25 protein-coding genes are annotated in these 26,170 nt (G+C 59.7%); 18 read left to right on the plus strand and 7 right to left on the minus strand.

The window, feature by feature from the left end; translation table 11 throughout:
- Window positions 1-211 precede the first annotated feature (211 nt).
- The 7 genes from prfB to BK660_RS13295 all read left to right on the plus strand — a co-directional run bounded on the left by prfB (window position 212) and on the right by BK660_RS13295 (window position 7,128).
- Window positions 212-1,307 (plus strand): peptide chain release factor 2 gene (prfB, locus tag BK660_RS13260; protein WP_111451403.1). Its coding sequence is split into 2 segments (ribosomal slippage): window positions 212-283 and window positions 285-1,307, totalling 1,095 coding nucleotides; the frame shifts between segments, so codons are not numbered across the junction.
- A gap of 71 nt (window positions 1,308-1,378) precedes the next feature.
- Complete coding sequence (gene lysS / locus BK660_RS13265) at window positions 1,379-2,881, plus strand: lysine--tRNA ligase (RefSeq protein WP_123433667.1); 1,503 nt, start codon at window positions 1,379-1,381, stop codon at window positions 2,879-2,881.
- A gap of 99 nt (window positions 2,882-2,980) precedes the next feature.
- Window positions 2,981-3,697 carry a TetR/AcrR family transcriptional regulator gene (locus BK660_RS13270; protein WP_185045084.1) on the plus strand — a complete coding sequence of 239 codons (717 nt, stop codon included), beginning with the start codon at window positions 2,981-2,983 and terminating at the stop codon, window positions 3,695-3,697.
- A 157-nt stretch (window positions 3,698-3,854) separates the two neighbouring features.
- Window positions 3,855-4,409 (plus strand): hypothetical protein, encoded by a 555-nt coding sequence (locus BK660_RS13280; protein ID WP_123433669.1) that lies wholly within the window; start codon window positions 3,855-3,857, stop codon window positions 4,407-4,409.
- A 36-nt stretch (window positions 4,410-4,445) separates the two neighbouring features.
- Window positions 4,446-5,723, plus strand: coding sequence for a flavohemoglobin expression-modulating QEGLA motif protein (locus BK660_RS13285; protein WP_123433670.1), 1,278 nt, complete (start codon window positions 4,446-4,448; stop codon window positions 5,721-5,723).
- 164 nt (window positions 5,724-5,887) lie between these two features.
- A complete protein-coding gene (locus BK660_RS13290) occupies window positions 5,888-6,802 on the plus strand; it encodes an alpha/beta hydrolase (protein WP_123433671.1) in 915 nt (304 codons plus the stop codon).
- The gene (locus BK660_RS13295; protein ID WP_123433672.1) at window positions 6,799-7,128 is read left to right on the plus strand and encodes a PA3694 family proteiin; all 330 of its coding nucleotides are present in this window, start codon (window positions 6,799-6,801) and stop codon (window positions 7,126-7,128) included. Before BK660_RS13290 ends, BK660_RS13295 begins: the two co-directional genes overlap by 4 nt.
- A 117-nt stretch (window positions 7,129-7,245) precedes the next feature.
- On the opposite strand, the gene lptF is transcribed toward BK660_RS13295, so the two are convergent.
- The 3 genes from lptF to BK660_RS13310 all read right to left on the minus strand — a co-directional run bounded on the left by lptF (window position 7,246) and on the right by BK660_RS13310 (window position 9,144).
- On the minus strand, window positions 7,246-8,034 hold the full coding sequence (lptF, locus tag BK660_RS13300; protein WP_123433673.1) for a lipotoxin F family OmpA-related lipoprotein LptF: 789 nt from the start codon (window positions 8,032-8,034) through the stop codon (window positions 7,246-7,248).
- A gap of 55 nt (window positions 8,035-8,089) precedes the next feature.
- Complete coding sequence (locus BK660_RS13305) at window positions 8,090-8,491, minus strand: DUF4398 domain-containing protein (RefSeq protein ID WP_123433674.1); 402 nt, start codon at window positions 8,489-8,491, stop codon at window positions 8,090-8,092.
- Window positions 8,492-8,799: 308 nt separating this feature from the next.
- Window positions 8,800-9,144: a pilin assembly protein gene (locus tag BK660_RS13310; RefSeq protein ID WP_123433675.1), complete on the minus strand. Its 345-nt coding sequence runs from the start codon at window positions 9,142-9,144 to the stop codon at window positions 8,800-8,802.
- 214 nt (window positions 9,145-9,358) lie between these two features.
- Between BK660_RS13310 and ppc the strand changes: the two genes are divergently transcribed.
- The 7 genes from ppc to BK660_RS13350 all read left to right on the plus strand — a co-directional run bounded on the left by ppc (window position 9,359) and on the right by BK660_RS13350 (window position 16,642).
- Entirely contained in the window at window positions 9,359-11,989 is a 2,631-nt protein-coding gene (ppc, locus tag BK660_RS13315) for a phosphoenolpyruvate carboxylase (RefSeq protein WP_123433676.1), read from the plus strand.
- 288 nt (window positions 11,990-12,277) lie between these two features.
- Entirely contained in the window at window positions 12,278-12,925 is a 648-nt protein-coding gene (gene adk / locus BK660_RS13320; protein ID WP_027924949.1) for an adenylate kinase, read from the plus strand.
- 87 nt (window positions 12,926-13,012) lie between these two features.
- Window positions 13,013-13,687 carry a tRNA (adenosine(37)-N6)-threonylcarbamoyltransferase complex dimerization subunit type 1 TsaB gene (gene tsaB, locus BK660_RS13325; protein ID WP_123433677.1) on the plus strand — a complete coding sequence of 225 codons (675 nt, stop codon included), beginning with the start codon at window positions 13,013-13,015 and terminating at the stop codon, window positions 13,685-13,687.
- A gap of 243 nt (window positions 13,688-13,930) precedes the next feature.
- Window positions 13,931-14,236, plus strand: a complete 306-nt coding sequence (locus BK660_RS13335; protein WP_123433679.1) for a hypothetical protein — start codon at window positions 13,931-13,933, stop codon at window positions 14,234-14,236.
- The gene (locus BK660_RS13340; protein ID WP_123433680.1) at window positions 14,236-15,096 is read left to right on the plus strand and encodes a DUF72 domain-containing protein; all 861 of its coding nucleotides are present in this window, start codon (window positions 14,236-14,238) and stop codon (window positions 15,094-15,096) included. Before BK660_RS13335 ends, BK660_RS13340 begins: the two co-directional genes overlap by 1 nt.
- 35 nt (window positions 15,097-15,131) lie before the next feature.
- A complete protein-coding gene (locus BK660_RS13345; RefSeq protein WP_123433681.1) occupies window positions 15,132-15,953 on the plus strand; it encodes an isocitrate lyase/PEP mutase family protein in 822 nt (273 codons plus the stop codon).
- A gap of 2 nt (window positions 15,954-15,955) precedes the next feature.
- On the plus strand, window positions 15,956-16,642 hold the full coding sequence (locus tag BK660_RS13350) for an extensin-like domain-containing protein (protein WP_123433682.1): 687 nt from the start codon (window positions 15,956-15,958) through the stop codon (window positions 16,640-16,642).
- Window positions 16,643-16,658: 16 nt separating this feature from the next.
- Here BK660_RS13350 and BK660_RS13355 read toward each other — a convergent pair whose 3' ends face one another.
- Entirely contained in the window at window positions 16,659-17,279 is a 621-nt protein-coding gene (locus BK660_RS13355) for a hypothetical protein (RefSeq protein WP_027924955.1), read from the minus strand.
- Between the two features lie 93 nt (window positions 17,280-17,372).
- On the opposite strand from BK660_RS13355, the gene BK660_RS13360 reads away from it, so the two are divergent.
- Window positions 17,373-18,155: a class I SAM-dependent methyltransferase gene (locus BK660_RS13360; protein WP_027924956.1), complete on the plus strand. Its 783-nt coding sequence runs from the start codon at window positions 17,373-17,375 to the stop codon at window positions 18,153-18,155.
- Window positions 18,156-18,288: 133 nt separating this feature from the next.
- Here BK660_RS13360 and BK660_RS13365 read toward each other — a convergent pair whose 3' ends face one another.
- Window positions 18,289-18,924, minus strand: a complete 636-nt coding sequence (locus BK660_RS13365; protein ID WP_123433683.1) for a TetR/AcrR family transcriptional regulator — start codon at window positions 18,922-18,924, stop codon at window positions 18,289-18,291.
- 93 nt (window positions 18,925-19,017) lie between these two features.
- Between BK660_RS13365 and BK660_RS13370 the strand changes: the two genes are divergently transcribed.
- From BK660_RS13370 to BK660_RS13380, 3 genes are all read left to right on the plus strand, one after another.
- On the plus strand, window positions 19,018-20,118 hold the full coding sequence (locus BK660_RS13370; RefSeq protein WP_123433684.1) for an efflux RND transporter periplasmic adaptor subunit: 1,101 nt from the start codon (window positions 19,018-19,020) through the stop codon (window positions 20,116-20,118).
- 6 nt (window positions 20,119-20,124) lie between these two features.
- Window positions 20,125-23,190, plus strand: a complete 3,066-nt coding sequence (locus BK660_RS13375; protein WP_123433685.1) for an efflux RND transporter permease subunit — start codon at window positions 20,125-20,127, stop codon at window positions 23,188-23,190.
- Window positions 23,191-23,286: 96 nt separating this feature from the next.
- Complete coding sequence (locus BK660_RS13380) at window positions 23,287-24,654, plus strand: Fic family protein (protein ID WP_123433686.1); 1,368 nt, start codon at window positions 23,287-23,289, stop codon at window positions 24,652-24,654.
- A 64-nt stretch (window positions 24,655-24,718) separates the two neighbouring features.
- Here BK660_RS13380 and BK660_RS13385 read toward each other — a convergent pair whose 3' ends face one another.
- Both BK660_RS13385 and BK660_RS13390 read right to left on the minus strand, forming a co-directional pair.
- Entirely contained in the window at window positions 24,719-25,408 is a 690-nt protein-coding gene (locus BK660_RS13385; protein WP_123433687.1) for a DUF4197 domain-containing protein, read from the minus strand.
- Between the two features lie 77 nt (window positions 25,409-25,485).
- Window positions 25,486-26,088 carry a hypothetical protein gene (locus BK660_RS13390; RefSeq protein ID WP_148057437.1) on the minus strand — a complete coding sequence of 201 codons (603 nt, stop codon included), beginning with the start codon at window positions 26,086-26,088 and terminating at the stop codon, window positions 25,486-25,488.
- Window positions 26,089-26,170: the final 82 nt, after the last annotated feature.

Below are 26,170 nucleotides of genomic sequence, written 5' to 3' on the forward strand. Positions count from 1 at the left end.
TGCCTGACGGGACCCTGTGGCGAGGGAGCTTGCTCCCGCTGGACTGCGCAGCAGTCCCATTTGTTGGGCGCGCTTCGCGTCCCAGCGGGAGCAAGCTCCCTCGCCACACCAAAACCATTCACCCCTAAAGCCGCCAGGCGGACTGCCGTTTCAGGCCGTTTGCCGTTATACTCGCCGGCTTTCAAAAGTTCGCCAACGAGTGCTGCCCGCCATGGAAATCAACCCGATCCTTAACAGTATCAAGGACCTGTCCGAGCGCTCCGAAACTATTCGGGGGTATCTTTGACTACGATCAAAAGCATGAGCGTCTGACTGAAGTCAATCGCGAGCTTGAAGATCCGTCTGTCTGGAACAACCCGACGTACGCTCAGGAACTGGGCCGCGAGCGGTCCCTGCTGGCGCAGATCGTCGAAACCCTCGACGAAATGCACACAGGCCTGGCCGACGCCAAAGACCTGCTGCTGATGTCCGCCGAAGAAGAAGACCAGGCCGCCGTCGATGACGTCGCCGCCGAAGTCGAGCGCCTGCGCGAGTCGCTGGAAAAACTCGAATTCCGTCGCATGTTCAGCGGTGAAATGGACGCCAACAACGCCTACCTGGACATCCAGGCCGGCTCCGGTGGCACCGAGGCCCAGGACTGGGCCAACATCCTGCTGCGCATGTACCTGCGCTGGGCTGACAAACGCGGTTTCGACGCAACCATCATGGAACTGTCCGCCGGTGAAGTCGCCGGGATCAAGGGCGCGACCGTGCACATCAAGGGCGAATACGCCTTTGGCTGGTTGCGTACCGAGATCGGCGTGCACCGTCTGGTGCGCAAGAGCCCGTTCGACTCCGGCAACCGCCGCCACACCTCGTTCTCGGCCGTGTTCGTGTCGCCGGAAATCGATGACAACATCGAAATCGACATCAACCCGTCGGACCTGCGCATCGACACCTACCGCTCCTCCGGTGCCGGTGGTCAGCACGTAAACACCACCGACTCGGCCGTACGTATTACTCACGTACCGACCAACACCGTGGTCAGCTGCCAGAACGAACGCTCCCAGCACGCCAACAAAGACACCGCGATGAAAATGTTGCGGGCGCGCTTGTACGAGCAGGAAGTGCAGAAACGCAACGCCGCGTCCCAGGCCCTGGAAGACACCAAGTCCGACATCGGCTGGGGTCACCAGATCCGCTCGTATGTACTCGATGCGTCGCGAATCAAGGATTTGCGCACTAACATCGAACGCAGCGACTGCGACAAGGTGCTCGACGGCGACATCGACGAATACCTGGTGGCCAGCCTGAAACAAGGCCTGTAACCCGCCAGTCAAGACCTCAAGTCCCCTGCCACCGGTGGGGGCAACGAACCTGTGATGGAATTTTTAAAGACATGAGCGACCTAGAACTCGACCCGCAAGCCCTGCAACAGGAAGAAAACTCCCTGATCGCCCTGCGCAAGGAAAAGCTTGCTGCCGAGCGCGCCAAGGGCAATGCCTTCCCGAACGACTTCCGCCGCGAAAACTACTGCAATGACTTGCAGAAACAGTACGCGGACAAGACCAAGGAAGAGCTGGCAGAGGCTGCAATCCCGGTCAAGGTTGCCGGTCGCATCATGCTCAACCGTGGTTCGTTCATGGTGATCCAGGACATGACCGGTCGCATCCAGGTCTACGTCAACCGTAAAACCCTGTCCGAAGACACCCTCGCCGCGGTGAAAACCTGGGACATGGGCGACATCATTGCTGCCGAAGGCACCCTGGCGCGTTCCGGCAAGGGCGACCTGTACGTTGAGATGACCAGCGTGCGCCTGCTGACCAAGTCGCTGCGTCCGCTGCCGGACAAGCACCACGGCCTGACCGACACCGAACAGCGCTACCGTCAGCGTTACGTTGACCTGATCGTCAACGAAGAAGTGCGCCAGACGTTCCGCGTGCGTTCGCAAGTCATCGCGCACATCCGCAGCTTCCTGATGCAGCGTGACTTCCTGGAAGTCGAAACGCCGATGCTGCAAACCATCCCGGGTGGCGCGGCAGCCAAGCCGTTCGAGACTCACCACAACGCGCTGGACATGGAAATGTTCCTGCGTATCGCGCCTGAGTTGTACCTCAAGCGCCTCGTTGTCGGCGGTTTCGAGAAAGTGTTCGAGATCAACCGCAACTTCCGTAACGAAGGCGTTTCGACTCGTCACAACCCTGAATTCACCATGTTGGAGTTCTACCAGGCGTACGCCGACTACGAAGACAACATGGACCTGACCGAAGAACTGTTCCGCGAACTGGCGCAGCTGGTTCTGGGCAGCACCGACGTGCCTTACGGCGACAAGGTGTTCCACTTCGGCGAACCGTTCGTGCGTCTGTCGGTGTTCGACTCGATCCTCAAGTACAACCCTGAGCTGACCGCAGACGACCTGAACGACATCGACAAGGCTCGCGCCATCGCCAAGAAAGCCGGTGCCAAGGTGCTGGGCTTCGAAGGTCTGGGCAAGCTGCAGGTGATGATTTTCGAAGAGCTGGTCGAGCACAAGCTGGAACAGCCGCACTTCATTACCCAGTACCCGTTCGAAGTGTCGCCACTGGCCCGTCGCAACGATGACAACCCGAACGTCACCGACCGTTTCGAACTGTTCATCGGCGGCCGTGAAATCGCCAACGCCTACTCCGAGTTGAACGACGCGGAAGACCAGGCCGAGCGCTTCATGGCACAGGTCGCCGACAAGGACGCGGGCGACGACGAAGCCATGCACTACGACGCCGACTTCGTTCGTGCGCTGGAGTACGGCATGCCGCCAACGGCCGGTGAAGGCATCGGTATTGACCGTCTGGTGATGCTGCTGACCAACTCCCCGTCGATCCGCGACGTGATCCTGTTCCCGCACATGCGGCCGCAAGCGTAAGTGTTTCAATTAAAAAGCCGCCTTTTCAGGCGGCTTTTTATTGCCTGTCTGGTACAAACGTATCAATTTATTGCTTTCATCTGAGAGGAAAGACCTGTCGTGAATCGTGCAATGGCTCAAGAAGGTGCAGCGGGTATCGCCACTGCGGTCGCTGAAAGTGTTCAGTACCAGGGCCGCAAGGCCAGCCGACAGGGCAGCGAGCAGCGTCGACAGGACATTCTCGATGCGGCGATGCGCATTGTCGTGCGCGATGGCGTACGGGCCGTGCGTCACCGTGCGGTAGCGGCCGAGGCCGGTGTGCCGTTGTCGGCCACCACCTACTATTTCAAGGACATCGATGACTTGCTCACCGATACCTTCGCCCAATACGTGGAGCGCAGCGCGGCGTTCATGGCCAAGTTGTGGGTGAACAACGAAGGCTTGCTGCGCGAGATGGTGATCAGCGGCGACGGCAGCCCCGAGGCGCGCTCGCAGCTGGCGGACGACATTGCACGGTTGATGACGGACTATGTTCACCGGCAATTGATCAACCGTCGCGAACACTTGATGGCTGAACAGGCGTTCCGTCAGGAGGCCTTGTTGAACCCGCGCCTGGCGGAACTGGTGCGCTCGCATCAGCAGATTCTCCTTCAGGGCACCTGCCAGCTTTTCGAGGTGTTGGGTTCGCGTGAGCCCCAAGAGGATGCCAAAGTGTTGACGGCGATTATCGGACGGATGGAATATCAGGGCCTGCTCAACGACGCCGAGCCTGCAGGTGAAGAAGAAATGCTCGGTATCCTCAATCGCTACATGCACTTGGTACTCGCGTCGGTGTAACCCCCAGTGGGACTGCGATCCTGTGGGAGCGGGCTTGCTCGCGAATGCGGTTGAACATTCAGCATCTGTGTTGACTGGTACACCGCATTCGCGAGCAAGCCCGCTCCCACATTAAGACAGTGTTCACTTGGGACCGTGTGTTCATAGGGAGTGTTGAATGAAAGCCTGGCGCGTCATCGTGATCGCCTTGTCGTTCCTGCTGCTCAGTGGCTGTCTGGTGACCTTCAAGGAACCGCTGCCCGCGAGCGACCCCGCGCCCAAAGGTTTGCTCGGCAAATGGACCAGCACCAACGCCTGGGGCGAGCCGATGAACCTGGAACTGACGCGCATCGGCGACCATCGCTATCAGGCGGTCAGCTACTTCAAGGCCAAACCTGGCGAACGCGAAGCGTATCCCTTCACCGTCTCGCGCCATGGCAGCCGCTGGTACCTGTCGGCGAAGGTGCCGGCCAAATACGGCGGCCATTTCACCATTGCCGGTTTCGAGCTCACGGACAAGCATGAACTGGTGGTCTACAACCTCGACCCCGAGCAGATCAACCAGGCCCTCGGACAAAAAGTCCTGAGCGGCGAAGGTTTCCAGACCGACGACGGCGATGGCGTATTGGTCGACAACGCCATGGATCAGGTCTTCAGCTACCTCGACGATCCGGCCAATTCCGATGTCTTCGTCGAAGCGGTGCGCTATCAGCGCCTGGCCAACAGTAAATAGACTCAGCACATAACGGTTTTTCTACAGGAGTTTCGGGTGGACGATTACCAGCAGACGATACGCATTTTGTCCGATCGCATTGTGCTGGCGCAGACGCCGATTCGCGTCCTCGATGCGGTCAAGTGGGACGACAGCATCCGCAAGGGATTCCTCAAGGCCAAGGGCAAGGAAATGCCGGCGGTGGACCGCGATTACTACCTCAATCGGCCACTGACGTTCGACTCCAGCAAAGTGAAACTGGAATTCCAGAACATCGAGCGCGACATCACCCGCCAGCTCGGCCAGTTCAACCCGGTCGGCCAGATCATGCGCCGCATGTGCAAGGAATACCGGATGGTGGTGCGTATGCTGGAAGCGCGCGGCACCGAAGATTTCGGCCTGATTTCCCAGGAGTTGTACGGCGCCGCGTCTGACGCGTTCCACGCCGGTGACCCGACCCTGGCCGATCTGGGGCTGATGCTCTCCGATTACCTGAACAACATCGACGGCCGTGGCGACCTCAAGGATGAGCCAAAAATCCTCACGGCCAAGGAAGCCGTGCACCTGCTGCAAACCCGCTTGAACAAGGTCTTTGGCGAGGCCGAAGAAACCATTCGGGTATTCGAGTCCGACGGGATCGTCGCCGATGCGGCGGCCGGCGCCGACTACATCAAGATCCGCACCGATGCGATGTTCAACGAACGTGACGTGCGCGCCCTGGAAGTCCACGAAGGGCTGGTGCATGTCGGCACCACGCTCAACGGTTTGAACCAGCCGATCTGCACCTTCCTGTCCAAGGGCCCGCCGTCGTCGACGGTAACCCAGGAAGGCCTGGCGATCTTGATGGAAATCATCACCTTCGCGTCCTATCCGAGTCGTCTGCGCAAACTGACCAACCGCACCCGCGCCATTCACATGGTGGAGGAGGGCGCAGACTTCCTGCAGATCTACGAGTTCTTCCGTGAGCAAGGCTTCGAAATGGCGGAAAGCTACGGCAACGCCAGCCGGGTATTCCGCGGTTCGGTGCCAAACGGTCTGCCGTTTACCAAAGACTTGTCCTACCTCAAGGGCTTCATCATGGTTTACAACTACATTCAGTTGGCCGTGCGTAAAGGCAAGCTTGAGCAGATCCCGCTGCTGTTTTGCGGCAAGACCACGCTGGAGGACATGCGCACGCTGCGCCAGTTGGTGGATGAAGGGTTGGTGGTGCCGCCGAAGTATTTGCCGGATCAGTTCCGCGACCTGAACGCGCTGTCGGCATGGATGTGCTTCTCCAACTTCCTCAATCACTTGAGCCTGGACCGGATCGAAGCGGATTACTCGAACATCCTCTAACGAATAACGCGGTCGAAATGTGGGAGCGGGCTTGTTCGCGAAAGCAGTATGTCAGACAACTAAAATGTTGAATGCTAGACCGCTTTCGCGAGCAAGTCGAACCGTCGCACCGCCGCTCCCACATTTGATCTTTATTTCAATCCATAATTGCGAGGTTTCAACGGATGAGATTCCTCGGCATTTTTTGCCTGCTTCTGACCTTGAGCGGTTGCAGCTCCCTACTGTTCTACCCCGAGCCCGGCCAGTTGTTCACCCCGGAAAAAGCTCATCTCGAATACCGTGCCGTCACCCTCGTCACTGCCGACGGCTTGAAGCTCAACGCCTGGTGGTTACCAGTGAAAAAAGGCGTCGAAGTCAAAGGCACGGTGCTGCACCTGCACGGCAACGGCGGCAACCTGCCGATGCACCTGGGCGGGAGTTGGTGGCTGCCCAAGGCCGGTTATCAAGTGCTGCTGATCGACTATCGCGGCTACGGTTTATCCGAAGGGAAACCGAGCCTGCCAGCGATCTATCAGGACATCGACGCCGCGTTCAAATGGCTCGACCAGGCCCCCGAGGTCAAAGGCAAACCGCTGATCCTGCTCGGCCAAAGCCTCGGTGGCTCGATGGCCGTGCACTACCTGGTTCAACACCCCGAGCGTGAGAAGCAGCTCAAGGCGTTGGTCCTCGACGGAGCACCGGCGAGCTATCGCAGTGTCGGCCAATTTGCCTTGAGCAACTCATGGCTGACCTGGCCGTTCCAGGTGCCGTTGTCCTGGCTGGTGCCGGACGGTGACAGCGCAATCAACTCGATGCCGCAGCTCAAAAACGTGCCGAAACTGCTCTACCACAGCATCGACGATCCGATCGTGCCCCTTTCCAACGGCATCCGTCTGTATCAAGCTGCGCCGCCGCCGCGAGTGCTGCAACTGACCCGAGGCGGTCATGTGCAAACCTTTGCTGACCCGGTCTGGCGAACAGTCATGCTGCGTTATCTCGACGACCCGCAGCATTTCAACGGCCTGCGCCGCCTGGGTGAAATCCCCAATTACCCGGCACCCCCGAATTCAGAAGATGAACCACCAGAGAGCCCGCAATGAGTGAAGAACGTAACGCCATCCCGCTGATCATCACCGGTATCTGCAGCATCCTCGGCACCGTGGGTGCCTTGTGGTTCTACGGCTACCTGCATTTCGCCAAGCCTGAGGACGCGTTGCTGCTCAACGAATTCACCATGCTCAAGACCGTGCCGGGCGAGGACTACAAAGTCTCCCTGGAACCCGCCGCGCAAGTGGCGCAGTGCATTGATGGCGTGCTGGTGCTGTTTGATACCGAGCAAAAAGGCCTGACCGGTGTGCTGGTCGACAGCAAGAAAAAAGCGGTGCGCTGCATGGGACAGGAAACTCCGCAGAAGCTGGAGCAGTAACCCCATCCAACATTCACCAAAGATCCACAGTTCGCTCCCACAGGGGGTTGTGTTTTGCCCAATGAAAAAGCCCCGACTGAGCGATCAGTCGGGGCTTTTTGTTTCAGCAGATGTTGCTTAGTTCGAGCTGACTGCCGAACGCGGAATCACCGGCTGGTTGTCATTTGAAATGGTCACCTCAACCCGACGGTTCATCGCCCGGCCCGACACGCTGGAGTTCTCTGCAACCGGGTATTCCTTGCCATACCCCTGAGCAACGATGCGTGCCGGATCAACACCCATCTTCACCAGCGCCGTGCGCACGGAACCGGCCCGACGCTCTGACAGCGACTGGTTGTGGCTCTCGGTGCCGGTGCTGTCGGTGTAACCCTCGACGATCACTTTGCGATCCGGGTTTTCCGAGAGGAACTGCGTCAGTTTGTTGATGTTCGCCAGACCGCTGGGCTTCAGGTCTGCGCGGTCGGTGGCAAACAACACATCACCAAACGTCACCAGGGTGCCGCGATCGGTTTGCTTGGCGTTCAGGCTGGCCTGCAATTGCTTGATCTGCGTATCGCGCGCATCCAGACGCGCCTGGGCACGTTGGGCCGAGGCGTTTTTCAGGTTGGCTTCAGCGGTGCGCAGGGCGATGGTCTGTTTGGCCACTTCAACGCGCTGATTGGTCAGGTAAGCCAATTGATCAACCTTGGCCGCGTCTTGCTTGTCGCGATACGCCTGATCGGCTTTGTCCAGGTAATCACTGGCGTCTTTGGTTTCCAGTGCCGCGACTTTGCTCGCTTGCGGGTTGGCTTGCAGGCCGCTGTAGTTGGTCCGCGCCTGTTCCAGGTTCGCGTTTGGCGGGGTGGAGCAGGCGGCCAGGGCAACGCTGGCGGCGAGGAGAGCGGGGATCATCAATTGTGTACGCATAATCATTCGTCCTTTTAATCGGTAAGAGCTTCAGGTCCGGGGTCTGGATGCGCGCTTACTGCACGGTGCGCTGACTTTCCTGACGCAGTTCCTGAACACCTTGCTGAGAGTCCTTCAACGTCTGTTGGGCTTTCGCCGCCTGAGCCTTGCGTTCGGCCACACGAGCGTCCCACTCGGCTTGCTCGGCGAGCATCCGCGCCTCGTCATACTTTTTGTCGTGCATGGCGATTTCGGCTTGTTTGAATTTGTCCTGCGCGGACTTCATCTCCACAGCCGCAAACTCCGTGCCGCCGGCACTGACCGCGTCATTGACGGCGGATTGGGTGACCGCGTATTGCTCGGTCGGCGGATTGCCGGCGCAACCGGCCAGAATGAAACTGCTGCCGATTGCCAGGGCAGCCAGTTTCAGGCCGCGCAAGTGGGTGGATGAGGTGGTTTTCATAGTCTTCAACTCCATTGGAATAACTCCTGTAACACTTGAATATCCATCCTGGTATGGAGCCGTATCCGACTGACGTGATGTGCGAAATGAAACGACCGTACCAGGCGTGGTTACTGGTTACGACCGAAGGCATTTTTTAAAAGTTCAGAGAAATTCACCGTCCCTGGAAAAAAGCACACAAGGCTCTAGATCGGGAACTTTGGCGGCGAGAGACGGTATTCCCGAGTTTTTTTTCGCTCAGGAACACACGTTTTTTGATGGGTATTACATCCCCTGCAGGAGCCCCCTTACCACAGGGCTGCCACAGTTTTACATCAGCAGGATCAGTGTTTTTGCTTGTCACTACCGCCCGACAAATCATGCAAATGCCGCCGCGACAACGCGAGAAAACGCGGCGTAGGGCCGACGTCTTCGTACAGCGGATCACCTTCTTCATCAGTCGCCACAACAGTCGAGCCCTTCACATAGGGAAAGCTTTTTTCCAGCTCTTCCAGGGCCGCGCCGATCAGCTCGCCGAGCAGTTCTTCAGGTTGGCGTTTGGGGTACATTTCGGTAATGGCCGCCAGCCGTGCGGCGGCTTCCACGTCCAGGTGAATCGTGTAGCCCGTCTCGGTCAGGCGACCCTTGGCGTTTTCTTCCCAATGCTGGGCAAGCTCGCGAATTTTCATAGTGACCTCAATGCGTTCCTGCTCGTGGCAGGCCGTTTCAGTGTCCGGCAGTGGCCGGCGAAAGCCGTTGTGCGGCTTCCTCTTCAGACTAGCTTCTGCGCGCCGGGTTTGAAGTCCCTTCGTCGTTTGCTTGTAAGAACGGTTTTACGGCGGCACTCTTGGGGTCAAAGCATGATGTTCATGGCCGCCCGGATTTTTTGCTGGAGAACTGCTGATGACCGATATTGATGCACGCTTGCGCGAAGACGTTCACCTGTTGGGTGAGTTGTTGGGCAACACCATTCGTGAACAGTACGGGGACGGTTTTCTCGACAAGATCGAGCAGATCCGCAAGGGCGCCAAGGCCGACCGACGCGGTTCCATGGACGCCGAACTGAGCGCCAGCCTCAACCAATTGAGCGAAGACGAGTTGCTGCCGGTGGCGCGAGCGTTCAACCAGTTTCTCAACCTGGCCAACATCGCCGAGCAATATCAGCTGATTCACCGCCGCGAAGCCTCGCAACCCGCGCCGTTCGAAGCGCGCGTGTTGCCGGAACTGCTCGCTCGCCTGCGCGCCGAAGGCCACAGCGCCGATGCCCTGGCCCGGCAATTGGGGCGACTGGAAATCGAACTGGTGCTGACTGCGCACCCGACCGAAGTGGCGCGCCGCACGCTGATCCAGAAGTACGACGCGATTGCCGCGCAACTGGCTGCGCAAGACCACCGCGACCTGACCCCGGCTGAACGCGAGCAAATCCAGGCGAAGTTGCAGCGCCTGATCGCCGAAGCCTGGCACACCGAAGAAATCCGCCGCACCCGCCCGACACCTGTGGATGAAGCCAAATGGGGCTTCGCGGTGATCGAGCATTCGCTGTGGCAGGCGATCCCCAATTACCTGCGCAAGGCCGATAAAGCCCTGTTTGACGCCACCGGCCTGCACTTGCCGCTGGAGGCCGCGCCGATTCGTTTCGCCTCGTGGATGGGCGGCGACCGCGACGGCAACCCCAACGTGACCGCTGCCGTGACCCGTGAAGTGTTGCTGCTGGCGCGCTGGATGGCCGCCGATTTGTACGTGCGCGACGTCGATCACCTGGCGGCGGAATTGTCGATGCAACAGGCCAGCGAGGCTTTGAAAGCCAAGGCAGGGGACAGCGCCGAACCTTATCGCGCAGTGCTTAAACAACTGCGCGAACGTCTGCGGGCCACACGCAACTGGGCGCACGCATCCTTGACGACCACCACCCCGGCACCGGCCGATGTGCTGCAAAACAACCGCGACCTGCTCGATCCGCTGGAGCTCTGCTATCAGTCGCTGCATGAGTGCGGCATGGGCGTGATCGCCGACGGCCCGCTGCTCGATTGCCTGCGGCGGGCAGTGACGTTCGGCCTGTTCCTGGTGCGCCTCGATGTGCGTCAGGATTCCTCGCGGCATACCGCCGCCATGACCGAAATCACCGACTACCTGGGCCTCGGTCGCTACGAAGACTGGAGCGAGGAGGAGCGCATCGCCTTCCTGATGCGCGAGCAGAACAACCGTCGACCGTTGCTGCCGGCGTACTTCAAACCCTCGGCCGACACCGCCGAAGTGCTGGCGACCTGCCGGGAAATCGCCGCCGCCCCCGGCGCCTCGCTGGGCTCGTATGTGATCTCCATGGCCGGTGCCGCCTCCGACGTGCTCGCCGTGCAACTGCTGCTCAAAGAGGCGGGCGTGCTGCGGCCAATGCGCGTGGTGCCGCTGTTCGAAACCCTCGCGGACCTCGACAACGCCGGCCCGGTGATAGAAAAGCTGTTGCTGCTGCCGGGCTATCGTTCGCGTTTGCAGGGGCCGCAGGAAGTGATGATTGGCTACTCCGACTCGGCCAAGGATGCCGGCACGACGGCGGCGGCCTGGGCGCAATATCGGGCGCAGGAACGCTTGGTCGTCATCTGCCGCGAGCAGCAAGTGGAACTGCTGTTGTTCCACGGTCGCGGTGGCACCGTGGGGCGTGGTGGTGGTCCGGCGCACGCGGCGATTCTGTCGCAGCCGCCGGGATCGGTGGCCGGGCGTTTCCGTACCACCGAGCAAGGGGAAATGATTCGTTTCAAATTCGGCCTGCCGGACATCGCCGAGCAAAACCTCAATCTATACCTGGCCGCGGTGCTGGAAGCGACCCTGCTGCCACCACCGCCACCAGAGCCTGCGTGGCGCCATTTGATGGACGAATTGGCCGCCGATGGGGTCAAGGCGTACCGCGCCGTGGTGCGTGAGAACCCACAATTCGTCGAGTATTTCCGCCAGTCGACCCCGGAACAGGAACTGGGGCGTTTGCCACTGGGCAGTCGCCCGGCCAAACGGCGCGCCGGCGGGATCGAAAGCCTGCGCGCGATTCCGTGGATCTTCGGCTGGACCCAGACACGCCTGATGTTGCCGGCCTGGCTCGGCTGGGAAGCCGCGTTGAGCAAGGCGCTGGAGCGCGGTGAAGGCGAGTTGTTGGGGCAGATGCGCGAGCAATGGCCGTTCTTCCGCACCCGCATCGACATGCTGGAAATGGTCCTGGCCAAAGCGGACGCGGACATCGCCCAATCCTATGACGAGCGTCTGGTCGAGCCGGATTTGCTTCCTTTAGGTGTGCACTTACGCGACCTATTGTCGCAGGCGTGTGCCGTGGTCCTTGGGTTGACTGGTCAGTCGCAGCTACTGGCACATAGCCCAGACACCCTTGAATTCATCCGGTTGCGCAACACCTACCTCGACCCGCTTCATCTATTGCAGGCTGAATTACTGGCCCGATCGCGGCAACAGGATGTGGCGCAGGGCAGCCCGGTGGAGCAGGCGTTGCTGGTGTCTGTGGCGGGGATTGCCGCCGGTTTGCGAAATACCGGCTAAGGTTTTTGCCGTGGGGCGAGGCACTCGGCGCGGGCGTCGGGTGCCTGTGGGCGAGGCCCGGAAAAGGTCGGTCAGGCGACAGTTAATGATGGGGTTGCGACTTGGGGCACTCCATCAAAAGGTCACATCAGGCAGCGGTTTCTCCGACTTTCGGCGGCTTGTGTGGTCCGGGCCTGCTGTGTATCTTGATCAGCCTTTGGCCGTTTGGGCGGTCACGACCCTATTTTTGAGATTGGCCCCACGAGGCGAATCTGACGTTATCCATATAAAAAATTGAGGAGCACATCGATGCGCGTCATTCTGCTGGGAGCTCCCGGGGCCGGTAAAGGTACTCAGGCTAAGTTCATCACCGAGAAATTCGGCATTCCGCAAATCTCCACTGGCGACATGTTGCGTGCAGCCGTCAAGGCCGGCACCGAGCTGGGCCTGATTGCCAAGAGCGTCATGGACAGCGGCGGTCTGGTCTCCGATGACCTGATCATCAACCTGGTCAAGGAACGCATCAGCCAGGCCGATTGCGCCAACGGTTTCCTGTTCGACGGTTTCCCGCGCACCATTCCTCAGGCTGAAGCCCTGGTGAAGGCCGGCGTCGAGCTGGACCACGTGCTGGAAATCGACGTCAAGGACGAAGACATCGTCCAGCGTATCGCCGGTCGTCGTGTCCACGAGGCCAGCGGCCGCGTGTACCACATCGTCTACAACCCGCCGAAAATTGCCGGTAAAGACGACATCACCGGCGACGAGCTGGTACAGCGCAAGGACGACACCGAAGAAACGGTGCGTCATCGCCTGTCGGTCTACCACGCGCAGACCGAGCCTCTGGTGAAGTTCTACCAGGAGCTGTCCGCCGCTCAAGGCAAACCGAAGTACAGCCACGTTGAAGGTGTTGGCTCGGTTGAAGCGATCACCGGCAAAGTGCTTGAAGCACTGAGCTAAAAAAACGCTTCATCTTCTACGGCCCGCTTGCGGGCCGTAGTTGTTTATACTGGCGCACTTTTTCTGACCTCTCTTACGGAAACATCGATGAGCACCTTGCTGGCCCTGGACACCGCGACTGAAGCTTGCTCCGTTGCCTTGCTGCATGACGGCAAAGTCACGAGTCATTACGAGGTGATCCCGCGCCTGCATGCGCAGAAGCTGTTGCCGATGATCCAGCAATTGCTTGCCGATGCCGGGACCACGCTGCAAGCGGTCGATGCCATTGCATTTGGCCGTGGGCCGGGCGCGTTTACCGGCGTGCGGATCGCCATCGGTGTGGTGCAAGGTTTGGCGTTTGCGCTGGATCGCCCGGTGTTGCCGGTGTCGAATCTGGCCGTGCTGGCGCAACGCGCGTATCGCGAACACGGTGTCAGCCAGGTCGCGTCCGCCATCGATGCGCGGATGGATGAAGTGTATTGGGGCTGCTACCGCGAAACGGCGGGGGAGATGCGCCTGGTGGGCAATGAAGCCGTGTTGCCGCCGGAAGTGGCGGCGTTGCCGGCAGATGCCAGTGGTGAGTGGTTTGGCGCGGGCACAGGTTGGGGCTATGCCGAGCGCATTGCCGTGAACCTGACCGGGCAGGACGCGGGCATGTTGCCGCATGCCGAAGACCTGCTGACGCTGGCGCGGTTTGCCTGGGAACGCGGTGAGGCGATTGTGGCGGATGAGGCGCAGCCGGTTTACCTGCGCGATAAAGTGGCGACGCCCAAGGCGCGTTGATTTCCGGCACCGAGTAGGTGCCATCGCGAGCAGGCTCGCTCCCACATTGTATCTGCGGCGTTCACAAATCCCCTGTGGGAGCGAGCCTGCTCGCGAAGGCGGACTACGCAACGCAGCCAATCGTCGATTTATACCCCCCGCTTTTAAACCTTTTCCCGATTCTGTGTTCTAGTTATCACCAAGCGGTTTGCGAAGCGTTCAATGCGCCACTAAACTGCCATCATTGATACCGGACATGTACTCATGCGTATAGACGGCCTTTCCTCTCAGTCCTACCCCATCAAGCGCAAGGCTCGCAAAGGCCCTGTGGCGGAAGACGATTACGTCGATATCGATGGTGAGCTGGAAATTCCGTCCGAAGAGCAAATGGCTGCCCGTGCCGCAAAAGCCTCGGCGCAGCGCCTGAGCAATCTGCCGGCGCGTCAGCAAGACATGATCTACCACCGCGCCATGAGCAAAAGCGTCGCCACCGCGCTCGCCAGCTACCTGAGCACGGCGACTTTTGTCGATTGGGATACGGATGTGCTGGGTCTCGACCTGTACATCTGATGCGGCTGCCTTACTACCTTGGCTGCCCGTCCTGGAGTGAAAACGCCTGGCGCGATTATCTTTATCCGCCAGACGCTAAATCCTCCGAATTTCTAAATCTCTATACCCAAGTATTCAATGCCGTGGAAGGCAACACGACCTTCTACGCGAGCCCGGCTGCCAGCACTGTCGAGCGCTGGGCCGAGGCCATGCCCGAGCACTTTCGTTTCACCGCCAAGTTTCCCGGTGACATCAGCCACGGCGGTGACCTGCGAGAGCAACTGACTGCCGCCGAAACCTTCGTGCAATTGCTCAGCCCCTTGGGTGAGCGGGTTTCGCCGTTGTGGCTGCAATTGTCGAAAAGCTTCACGCCGCAACGGTTGCCCGAACTGGCCGCGTTCATTGATGCGCTGGAACGGCCGCTGGCCGTCGAAGTGCGCCACGATGCGTTCTTCGCCAAGGGGGATGCCGAGCGCATGCTCAATCGCCTGCTGCTGGATCGCGGGGTCGAGCGCATCTGCCTCGATCCGCGTGCACTGTTCAGCTGCACGTCAACCGATCCGTCGGTGCTCCACGCCCAATCGAAAAAGCCCAAAGTGCCGCCACGTCCGGCCGCGTTCACCCAGTTCCCGCAGGTGCGTTTCATCGGCCATCCCCAGTTGGAAGCCAACGATCCGTTTCTGCTGCCGTGGGTCGAGAAAATCGCCGCGTGGATCGAAGAGGGGCGCACGCCGTACATCTTCCTGCACACCGCCGACAACCTGCTGGCCGCCAGACTGGCGCAACGTTTTCACGCACAACTGATGCTGCGTTTGCCTGGCCTGGCGCCGCTGCCTGAGCTATACAGAGAACCCGCAGCGGAGCAACTTGGCTTGCTCTGAGGCGGATTCGTTCCCCCTTTTCAGGAGCCTGCCCAATGGATGCGCAAACCCTTCGAGCCCAGGCGTTCAAAGCGCTGCACGAACGCGACGGGGCCTTCGTCATTCCCAACCCGTGGGACGCCGGCTCGGCAAAGATGCTCGCCAGCCTCGGTTTCGAGGCGTTGGCAACAACGAGTGCCGGTTACGCTTTTTCCAATGCACGCCCGGATGGCGCATTGAGCCTCGACGATACGCTGGCGAATGTTCGGGCGATTGTCGCGGCAACAGATCTTCCGGTGGCGGTGGATCTGGAAAACGGTTTTGCCGATGATCCGGTCGAGTGCGCCCAGAGCATTCTGCGTGCGGCGGAGGCCGGTGCGGTTGGCGGCTCTATCGAAGATGCCACGGGCCGTGAGGCGGCGCCGATCTACTGCTTCGAACATGCCGTGGCGCGGGTTGCAGCGGCGGTAGCGGCGGCGCGCAGCTTGCCGTTCCCCTTCATGCTGACCGCACGTGCCGAGAATTTCCTGCACGGCAATCCCGATCTTGCCGACACCATTCGCCGCTTGCAGGCGTTCGCCGAGGCCGGTGCCGATGTGCTCTATGCGCCGGGGCTGCGCAGTGCCGAAGACGTGTTAGCGGTGGTCCGTGCGGTGGCGCCGAAACCGGTCAACGTGTTGATGTCCGGCGGGCTCAAGTTGACGGTCGGGCAGTTGAGCGAAATGGGCGTCAAGCGTATCAGCGTCGGATCGGCACTTGCGCTGGCGGCGTATGGCGAGTTTTTCCGGGCAGCCGAAGAGATCAAGACCTCGGGTACGTTCGGATTCACCTCGCGCTCCATGCCGTACGCGAAGGCCAATCAACTGTTCAAAGGCTGACGATGCGGTGGTGGCTGTTGTTACTGTTGGTCATCGGTTTGTCAGGCCTGAGTGTCTGGCGCGGCTGGGTCTCTCTACCATCGCAGTGGAATCCCTGGGCGCCACTGGACGTAAACGCCGAGCCGAACCTGTTGACCCGCTACAAGTTGATGCGCTTGAGCGGTGATCCTCAGTTGTGCGATCAGGCCTTGAGCAGTTCCGGATTGCGCGTGACCCGCCAGGCCGACAGCCCCGACGCCACATGCCCGCTGATCAATACGTTGCGTGTGCAGGGTAGTGAAGTGGCCCTGAGCAGCAGCTTTCTCGCCAGTTGCCGTCTCGCGGTGTCGTTCGCATTGTTTGACCGGCATGTCCTGCAACCCGCGGCGCAGACGGTTTACGGGCAGGCGGTAACGCGAGTCGATCACCTTGGCAGTTTTGCCTGTCGCAATGTCTACAACCGCGATAAGGGTCGGCTCAGTCAGCACGCCTCGGCCGATGCCCTGGACATTGCCGGTTTCCGCCTCGCGGATGGGCGAACTGTCAGCGTGCTCAAGGACTGGCCCAAGGACAATCAGGACGCACGCTTTCTACGTCAGGTCCGCGACGGTGCGTGCGAGATGTTCAGTGTGGTGTTGAGCCCGGATTACAACGCCGCCCATCGCAATCATTTTCATGTGGATGTCGGGCCGTGGTGGGTGTGTCGCTGAGGGCCTGTTATTGAAGTCAGGCGGCGATGCGCAGGTTTTGCAGAACGATCGGGCGAGCCCAGCCGTTATCGAAGTCGAGTTGTTTCTGTTGCTCCACCAGCTCTTCGGGGGAGAACGGTGGGAACGGTTTGTCCAGCAGGTCCATCTCGAATTCGGCGATCGGCAGGTGCAGCGGACGCGGTTGTGGCGCCGGGCCGGCTTCTGGCACGGGTTGACCGGCGGTGAGCACGATAGGGCGAACCCAGCCGCTTTCGAAGTCCTGTTGTTTTTGCTGAGCGACGATTTCTTCCGGCGGGAATGGTGGGGCCGGTTTGTCGGCCAGGTCCATTTCGAACTCGGCAATCGGCAAAAACAGTGGCTCCGGTGGGCGGACCACGGTATCCGTCACATTGCATTCGCGCTGGGAGACGATGTGTGCCAGCAGATCGCTGCCGACGGTGGGCTCGACCGGGCTGTCGAGATCGACCGGTGGAAACTTGAGCGACTCGGGAACCCCATCACCTGGCTGATCGGCCAGCGCCCGGGCAAAAAAATCTTGCCACAGGTGACTGACACCGCCCAACGCCTGGGTGTTTCGCAGGTTGTAATCGCCGTAGGGCGAGATAAAACCTGTGATTGTGGGTTGAAAGTCTGACATTTCTCTCGGTCGACGCTCAGCTCTGGCAAAATGCCCGTTAGTTTTGTTATCGGCCGTTTTTGCCGATCATTAATTTTTTGAGCGTGTTTTCCGATGATTGATCAACCGGCAGTTTGCCGCATCCATGTCGAGGCCCTGGGCACGACCTTTCAGCCCCAGGCCGAGCAATGGGCCGAGCGCCTGGGCTTGCCGTTGCAGGTGGATGATGGCGAGTTCGCCTTGCAGGTCGGCGAGCAAGGCTTGCAGCTGCAACAACTCGGGGCGGATGCGCCGGGGCCGGTGCGGGTGGACTTCGTCGAAGGCGGCGCGGCGCATCGCCGGTTGTTCGGTGGCGGCACGGGACAGATGATCGCCAAGGCTGTTGGCATCGCGCAGGGCGTGCGTCCGCGTGTTCTGGATGCTACGGCGGGGCTGGGCAAGGATGCGTTCGTGCTGGCGAGCCTGGGCTGCGAGATGAGCCTGATCGAGCGCCAGCCGCTGATCGGCGCCTTGCTGGAGGATGGCCTGGCGCGTGGCGCGGAAGATTTCGACGTGGCACCTATCGTGGCGCGCATGCGGTTGCTCAAGGGCAACTCGATTGAAGTGATGCGCAATTGGGAGGGGGAGCCGCCGCAGGTGATCTACCTCGACCCGATGTTTCCCCATCGCGAGAAAACCGCGTTGGTGAAGAAGGAAATGCGCTTGTTCCGGCCGTTGGTGGGCGATGACCCGGATGCGCCGGCGTTGCTCGAGGCGGCGTTGGCATTGGCCAGCCATCGAGTGGTGGTCAAGCGGCCGCGCAAGGCGCCGTGTATTGCGGGGCCGAAGCCGAGTCATGCACTGGACGGGAAATCCAGCCGGTATGACATTTATCCCAAGAAAGCGCTGAAGCCTTAAGACCGAGTTGCCTGCTTCGCGAGCAAGCCCGCTCCCACATTCAACCGCATTCCCATGAGGGGACTCGATCAAATGTGGGAGCGGGCTTGCTCGCGAAGGGGCCAGTGCAGGCAGTCGAATCCTGTCAGGCTGTCTAGGGCCGATAAGCCCGCATAAACAACTCCACCACTTCCTGCACATGCTCCTCGGCCGCATCCCCGGTCACCGGCCCGCCGCAGCCATACAACAACCGAAAATTGCCCCCACCCTTGAGCAAGCAAAAGAAATGCTCAGCCGCATTGCGCGGTTTATCAATGCTCAGCACGCCGCTTTGGTCCACCTTGGTCAGCAACCGCTCCATGCCATCGAGCATGCGTTGCGGCCCGGCCTCGAAGAAGATCAGCGAGAGTTTCGGGTCCTGGCTGCCGAGGGTGATCATCAGGCGGTGCAGGTTCACCGATTCGTCGCTGTTGATCAGCTGATGAAAGCCGTGCGCGATGTTCAGCAGCACGGTTTCAACCGCAACCCCGTCCGCCAGTTCGAAAAACAGCGGTGGCAGTTGCTCTTCGCACTTGGCGACCACGGCGGCGGAGAACAGCGTCTCCTTGTCGTTGAAGTGGCTATAGACGGTCAGCTTGGACACGCCAGCCTCCGCCGCCACGGCATCCATGCTGGTGTTCGCGTAACCCTTGCTCACAAACAGAGTTTTCGCCGCATCGAGGATGGCCTGGCGCTTGGCCAGATCCTTGGGGCGGCCTGGACCGCTGGGTGCTGAAAGATTGTTCGGCATATTTCGCTTTAATACTGGACTGGTGAGTTTGCTATTAATACCATACTGCTCAGTATAATTATTCCAAGCACCATTAGCGAAAGGTCGTTCACCATGTTCCGCTATGCCTTGTCCCTCGCGTTGCCAGTCAGTCTGGCGTTTCTATTGACGGCGTGTGGTCACGAAGAGGCGCCGCAAGTCACCCTTCGTCCGGCCATGGTGGTGCAGCCAGAGCCTTCGGCGCAGGCGATGGAAAGCTATCCCGGTGAAGTCCGGGCGCGATACGAGCCGGACCTGGCGTTTCGCATTGGTGGCAAAGTCAGCCGACGACTGGTCGAGGAAGGGCAGCGCGTCAAGGCTGATCAGCCTCTGGCCGAGCTCGACCCTCAAGACGTGCGCCTGCAACTGGAAGCCACTCGCGCTCAGGTCGCCGCTGCCGAGGCCAACCTGAGCCTGGTGCGCACCGAGCGGGATCGCTACAAGACCCTGATGGATCGTCAGATGGTCAGCCATTCGCAGTACGACAATGCCGAAAACCTTTACCGCTCCGGTGAAGCCCGCCTCAAGCAAATCAAAGCCGAATTCAATGTATCGACCAATCAGGCGAGCTACGCGGTACTGCGCGCGCCTCAGGATGGCGTAGTGGCCAAGCGGGCCGTGGAAGTCGGGCAAGTGGTGGCCGCCGGGCAAACCGTGTTCACCATCGCCACCGACGGCGAACGTGAAGTGTTGATCAGCCTGCCGGAACAGAGTTTCGGCCGCTTCAAGGTTGGTCAGCCGGTGTCGGTAGAACTCTGGACCCAACCGGATCAACGCTTCGCCGGCCGCATCCGTGAACTGTCGCCCGCAGCCGATCCAAAGTCGCGCACCTTTGCTGCTCGCATTGCGTTTACCGCCGGAAAAGTCCCGGCTGAGCTCGGCCAAAGCGCCCGGGTGTTCATCCAGACGGCAGAGACCATTGCGCTGTCGGTGCCGTTATCGGCGGTCACCGCGGAAAACGGTGCGACCTACGTGTGGGTGCTCGGCGCCAACAACACCTTGAAAAAAGCCCCGGTGCGGGTCGGCCCGTTCGGCGAGAAAACCGTGTCGGTGCTCGAAGGCCTGAACGCCAGCGACTGGGTGGTGGCCGCCGGTGTCCATGTGCTTCACGACGGGCAACAAGTGCGTCCGGTGGATCGCTCCAACCGCGTGGTCAATCTGGCGGACAAGGAGTAATTCCCGATGCGCTTCAACCTTTCCGAATGGGCGCTGCGTAATCGCCAGATCGTACTGTTCCTGATGCTCTTGCTGGCCATCGTCGGTGCGCTTTCCTACACCAAGCTCGGCCAAAGCGAAGACCCGCCGTTCACCTTCAAGGCCATGGTGATTCGTACCAACTGGCCGGGGGCCACGGCTCAGGAAGTGTCGCGCCAGGTCACTGAGCGCATCGAGAAAAAACTGATGGAAACCGGCGAGTACGAGCGCATCGTCTCGTTCTCCCGTCCGGGTGAGTCCCAGGTCACCTTCATCGCGCGCGATGCCATGCATTCGAAGGACATTCCCGAGCTCTGGTATCAGGTCCGCAAGAAGATCAGCGACATCCGCTACACCTTGCCACCGGGTATTCAGGGGCCATTTTTCAACGATGAATTCGGCACCACTTTCGGCAATATCTACGCCCTGACCGGCGACGGTTTTGATTACGCGGTGTTGAAAGACTACGCCGACCGCATCCAGATCCAGCTGCAACGGGTCAAGGATGTGGGCAAGGTCGACCTGCTCGGACTGCAGGACGAGAAAATCTGGATCGAGTTGTCCAACGTCAAACTCGCCACCCTTGGCTTGCCGTTGGCCGCCGTGCAGCAAGCGCTTGAAGAACAGAACGCGGTATCGACCGCCGGATTCTTCGAAACCACCAGTGAGCGATTGCAGCTACGGGTCTCGGGGAATTTTCAGACGGTCGATGAGATCAAGAACTTCCCGATTCGTGTCGGTGATCGCACGTTCCGCATTTCCGATGTGGCCGACGTTCGCCGTGGTTTCAACGATCCTCCTGCACCGCGCATGCGCTTCATGGCCGAAAACGCTATCGGCCTGGCCGTGGCGATGAAGGACGGCGGCGACATTCTGGTGCTGGGCAAGGCACTGGAAATCGAGTTCGACCGCATCCAGAACAACCTCCCGGCCGGGATGCAACTGCGCAAGGTCTCGGACCAGCCCGCCGCGGTGAAAACCAGCGTCGGAGAATTCGTTCAGGTGCTGGTGGAAGCCTTGGCGATTGTGTTGCTGGTGAGCTTCTTCTCCCTTGGCGTGCGCACCGGCATGGTGGTGGCGCTGGCGATTCCGCTGGTGCTGGCGATGACCTTTGCCTGCATGTATTACCTCAACATCGGCCTGCACAAGATTTCCCTCGGCGCGCTGGTGTTGGCGCTGGGTTTGCTGGTGGACGACGCGATCATCGCTGTGGAAATGATGGCGATCAAAATGGAGCAGGGTTTCGACCGTATCAAGGCAGCCAGTTATGCCTGGACCAGCACGGCGTTCCCGATGCTCACCGGTACGCTGATCACCGCCGCCGGCTTCCTGCCGATTGCCACGGCGCAATCGAGCACCGGCGAATACACCCGCTCGATCTTCCAGGTGGTGACCATCGCGCTGCTGGCCTCGTGGGTGGCCGCGGTGGTGTTTGTGCCGTACCTGGGGGAAAAACTCCTGCCGGATCTGGCGAAAATTCATGCGGCGAAACACGGCACGGATCAGCCTGACCCTTACGGAACGCCGTTCTATGAGCGGGTCAGACGTCTGGTGGAATGGTGCGTACGGCGACGCAAAACGGTGATCGTGCTGACGATCATGATGTTCGTTGCCTCGGTCATGCTGTTCCGCTTCGTGCCGCAACAGTTCTTCCCGGCGTCGGGTCGGCTGGAGCTGATGATCGATTTGAAGCTGGCCGAAGGCGCGTCCTTGAGCAACACCGCCGACGAAGTCAAACGCCTGGAAGCCTTGCTGAAGGACCGCGCCGGTATCGACAACTACGTGGCCTACGTCGGCACCGGCTCACCGCGTTTCTACCTGCCGCTGGATCAACAACTGCCGGCGGCAAGCTTCGCGCAGGTGGTGGTCCTGGCCAAGACCATCGAGGATCGCGAAAGCCTGCGCACCTGGCTGATCGAAACCCTCAACGAACAATTCCCGTCCCTGCGTGGGCGCGTCACGCGTCTTGAAAACGGGCCGCCTGTGGGCTATCCGGTGCAGTTCCGGGTAACCGGTGAGCACATCGACGAAGTCCGCGCGCTGGCACGTAAAGTGGCGGCCAAGGTTCGCGAGAATCCGCACGTGGCCAACGTCCACCTGGACTGGGAAGAACCGAGCAAAGTGGTGTACCTGAACGTCGATCAGGATCGCGCCCGAGCGCTGGGTGTGAGCACGGCGAACCTGTCGAAGTTCCTGCAAAGTTCCCTGACCGGTTCCAGCGTCAGCCAGTACCGCGAAGACAACGAGTTGATCGAAATCCTGCTGCGCGGCACCCTGCACGAACGCACCGAACTGTCGTTGTTGCCAAGCCTGGCCGTGCCGACCGACAACGGCCGCAGCGTCGCACTGTCGCAGATCGCGACGCTGGAATACGGCTTCGAAGAAGGCATCATCTGGCACCGTAATCGCCTGCCGAACGTGACGATTCGCGCCGATATTTATGGCAAGGAGCAACCTGCCACGCTGGTGAAGCAGATCATGCCGACGCTTGATCCGATTCGCGCCGAATTGCCGGACGGCTACTTGCTGGACGTCGGCGGCACGGTCGAAGATTCCGCCCGTGGACAGAACTCGGTGAAGGCCGGTGTGCCGCTATTCATTGTGGTGGTGTTGACGTTGCTGATGCTGCAACTGCGCAGCTTCTCGCGCACCGTGATGGTGTTCCTCACTGCACCGCTGGGGTTGATCGGCGTGACTTTGTTCCTGTTGGTGTTCCGCCAGCCATTCGGTTTTGTGGCGATGCTGGGGACCATCGCGCTGTCCGGGATGATCATGCGTAACTCGGTGATTCTGGTCGATCAGATCGAGCAGGACATCTTGGCAGGCCTTAAGCCCTGGCAGGCGATTATCGAGGCCACCGTGCGCCGCTTCCGGCCGATTGTGTTGACCGCGCTGGCGGCGGTGCTGGCGATGATTCCGCTGTCTCGCAGCGTGTTCTTCGGGCCGATGGCGGTGGCGATCATGGGCGGTCTGATCGTGGCGACGGCGTTGACGTTGCTGTTCTTGCCGGCGCTGTATGCGGCTTGGTTCAGGGTGAAGAAAGAGCCGGTCTGACTTCCTACATGTATTTCAGAATCCTCTGATATTGAGTCAGCGGGATCTGAATGCTGTACTCACGACTCAGTTTCACGAGTTTTTGAGTCAGAAGTCATGAAAAAACCGCCTGGTTTAACGGGCAGGACCGATCCGGTGTTCGACCTGTTGATGAAATCCCCCCACAAGGAACGCCTCCCGGACTACCTGGCCCTGCTGAAACCGCTGGATGATCAGGGGCGTTACCTTTCATTTGATGAGTTGCGTTACCGCTGGGCGCCGGGGCTGGATTCAAGAGTGTGCTGGGCCTTGGTCAAAAAGGCGCGGACAGCACAGTACTCCAGCCTTCTGCCCTTGGGCGAACCGGTCCAGTGGGGCAATTTCGTGCTGACGCCATTGGCGCAGAAAGCCATTTCGGCAGTTGATCGGCAAACCACCACCGCCGCGCTGGAATACATGACCAGCCAGATCGGAGAGCGTGCGCATTTCAGCTACCTGCTCAATGACCTGATCGAAGACGAAGCCATCAGCAGCAGCCAACTCGAAGGCGCTGCAACCACCACGCGGGTGGCCAAGGACATGCTCAAGCGCCATCGCCTGCCGCGCACGCCCGACGAGCGAATGGTCATTGGCAACTACCAGATGATGAACTTTGCCTGGGAACAGCGTTATGAACCACTGAGTACGGAGCTCATCACCGCGATGCATCGTGTGGGCGTCTCGGGTATCGATGACGCGCAGTATTCGCCCGGCGAATTCAGAGGCACTGATGATGTAGTGGTGCAGGATGGCGAGGGCAACACCGTGCATACACCGCCGCCCGCAGCAGGACTGGTGTCACGCTTGCAGGTGCTGTCGAAGTGGATCAATCAGTCCCACAACGATATCAACCGTGAGGATTACCTCCATCCGCTGGTGAAAGGCATCGCGCTGCATTTTGCCTTGGGTTACGAGCATCCTTTCCGCGATGGCAATGGGCGTGTCGCGCGGGCGCTGTTCTATTGGTTCATGTTCAAGAATGACTTCTCGGCGTTTCGCTACATTGCGATCAGCGTGTTGCTGCGCAACGCCCCTGTGAAATACGGGCGGTCGTATTTGAATACCGAGGCGGATGATCTGGACCTGACTTACTTCATTGATTTCCAGTGTTCAGTGATCCTGCGGGCCATCAGCGGTTTTACCGAGGTCTATCGCAAAAGTCTGGCCTACGCCGAGCGCTTCGATCGCTGGTTGATGGCCTCAGGCTTTTTCGACCAGCTCACCGAGAAGCAACGCGCCGTTTATCAAGTGGCCAAGAGCGGGATGGCCAAGGAGTTCACGGCCGTCAACGTGAAGGAAAATCTCGACTGCTCTTACAACACGGCTTCGGCGACCTTGAACGGGCTGGTTGATCTGAAGGTATTTGAGAAGAGGAAGATGGGGCGCGAGTGGGTGTTCTTTTTACGGGCGGCACCCGTGGCCTCATCCATCTTGGAGGCCGTATAAAAGAAAGAGCCCGCTGAACCAGTAAAGGTCAGCGGGCTTTTTTACAGGTTTCAGTTGCTCGGAATTACAACGTCCCAAACACTTTTTTCGCCAGACTGGTCGCCGCTGCCGCGGGGTTCTGGCGGATGGTTTCTTCCTGTTTGCCGATCATCTCGAACAAACCGTTCAATGCTTGCTCGGTGACGTAGTTTTCGACGTTGGCGTTCTTGGCATCCAGCACACCCATGGTCGCCGCCTGACCGGCGAAGGTGTTGTATTGCTTGGCCAGGCCGACCTGATCAGTGGCCTGCTTCACAATCGGCAGGAACTTCACGCGGATCTGTTCGCGGCTGGTTTTGTTCAGGTATTGAGTGGCCGAGTCGTTGCCGCCGCTGAGGATGCCCTTGGCATCTTCCACACTCATTTTCTTCACAGCGTCCACGAGGATCGGCTGGGCCTGGGTCACGGCGGTTTCAGCCGCTTTGTTCATGCTGGCTTCCAGTTCGTCGACCTGATCACCCATGCCGAACTGCTTCATCTTGCCGGCGACCTTGCCGAGTTTGCCCGGTAAACCGATTTTCACCTCCGGGTTGTTGCTGAAGCCACCCGGTGTGCCGAGTTGCTTGACTGCCAGTTGTGCACCTTGGGTCAGGGCATCCTTGAGGCCGCCAGTGGCGTCTTTTTGCGACAGGTCGTTGAGCGACAGCGCCAGTGCGCTGGCGGAGATCATCAAGCCTGCGCAGAGGCCGGCGAAGCGAAGAGTAGGGCGGAACATGACGGCTTCCTTGTTCGGATTGAGGAGGAACGGACGTTGACAGCCGTTTCGCCGGTTTAATGTGGGCGTGCAGGTTATCAGGCTTTGCTGAAGGGTTTTAATACAACAGAGCGGGGATAGACTTCGATTGAATTGCGGTATTCATTCTCAGTCGCCGTCAGGGTATAGCGTTTACCCGGTACAACCGTGTCCGGATCGTACTCCAGATAAAACGCCTCTGCCATTTGCTCACTGATATGCACTTGAGTCAGTTGCACCGTCGCATTGTCGTGCTCATGGGCCACAATGGTCACCGCGTGTTCGGGTTCTACTACTTGAGGTTCCTGCGCCTGGATGTAGAGGCGACCGATCGGGCTCAGGTGCAGTGTCTGGCGGTGTGGCGTGCGGTGGACAATGATGAAGTGGTCCAGATCAATCAGCAGTGGCACACCGTTGTGGGTCATGCTGACACTCACGCAGTATTTGACGCTGACATCGGAATAAAGGTGTGCGAATGAAAAGTTCCAGCGGCCGCTGTACAGCATCGGTTTACGCGATTGCGCCACTTTGATGGGTGATTGGGTGTTTGCCGTATAAATGCTAATAAAAGTCTCGGCCTCGCCACCGGTGGGAGGCATAAAGTCTTCAGGCAAACTAAATGTCAGGGTTATATGTTGGCTGGTGTTATCTAAAGAGTTCATCGCGATATCCATATCGTGGTGGAGTATTTGGAGTGATCTATTAATCCATAACCGGGCAATTATAAGAACGTCCCTGTTCTTA

The organism is Pseudomonas brassicacearum, assembly GCF_003732265.1.
Classification (GTDB): domain Bacteria; phylum Pseudomonadota; class Gammaproteobacteria; order Pseudomonadales; family Pseudomonadaceae; genus Aquipseudomonas; species Aquipseudomonas brassicacearum_D.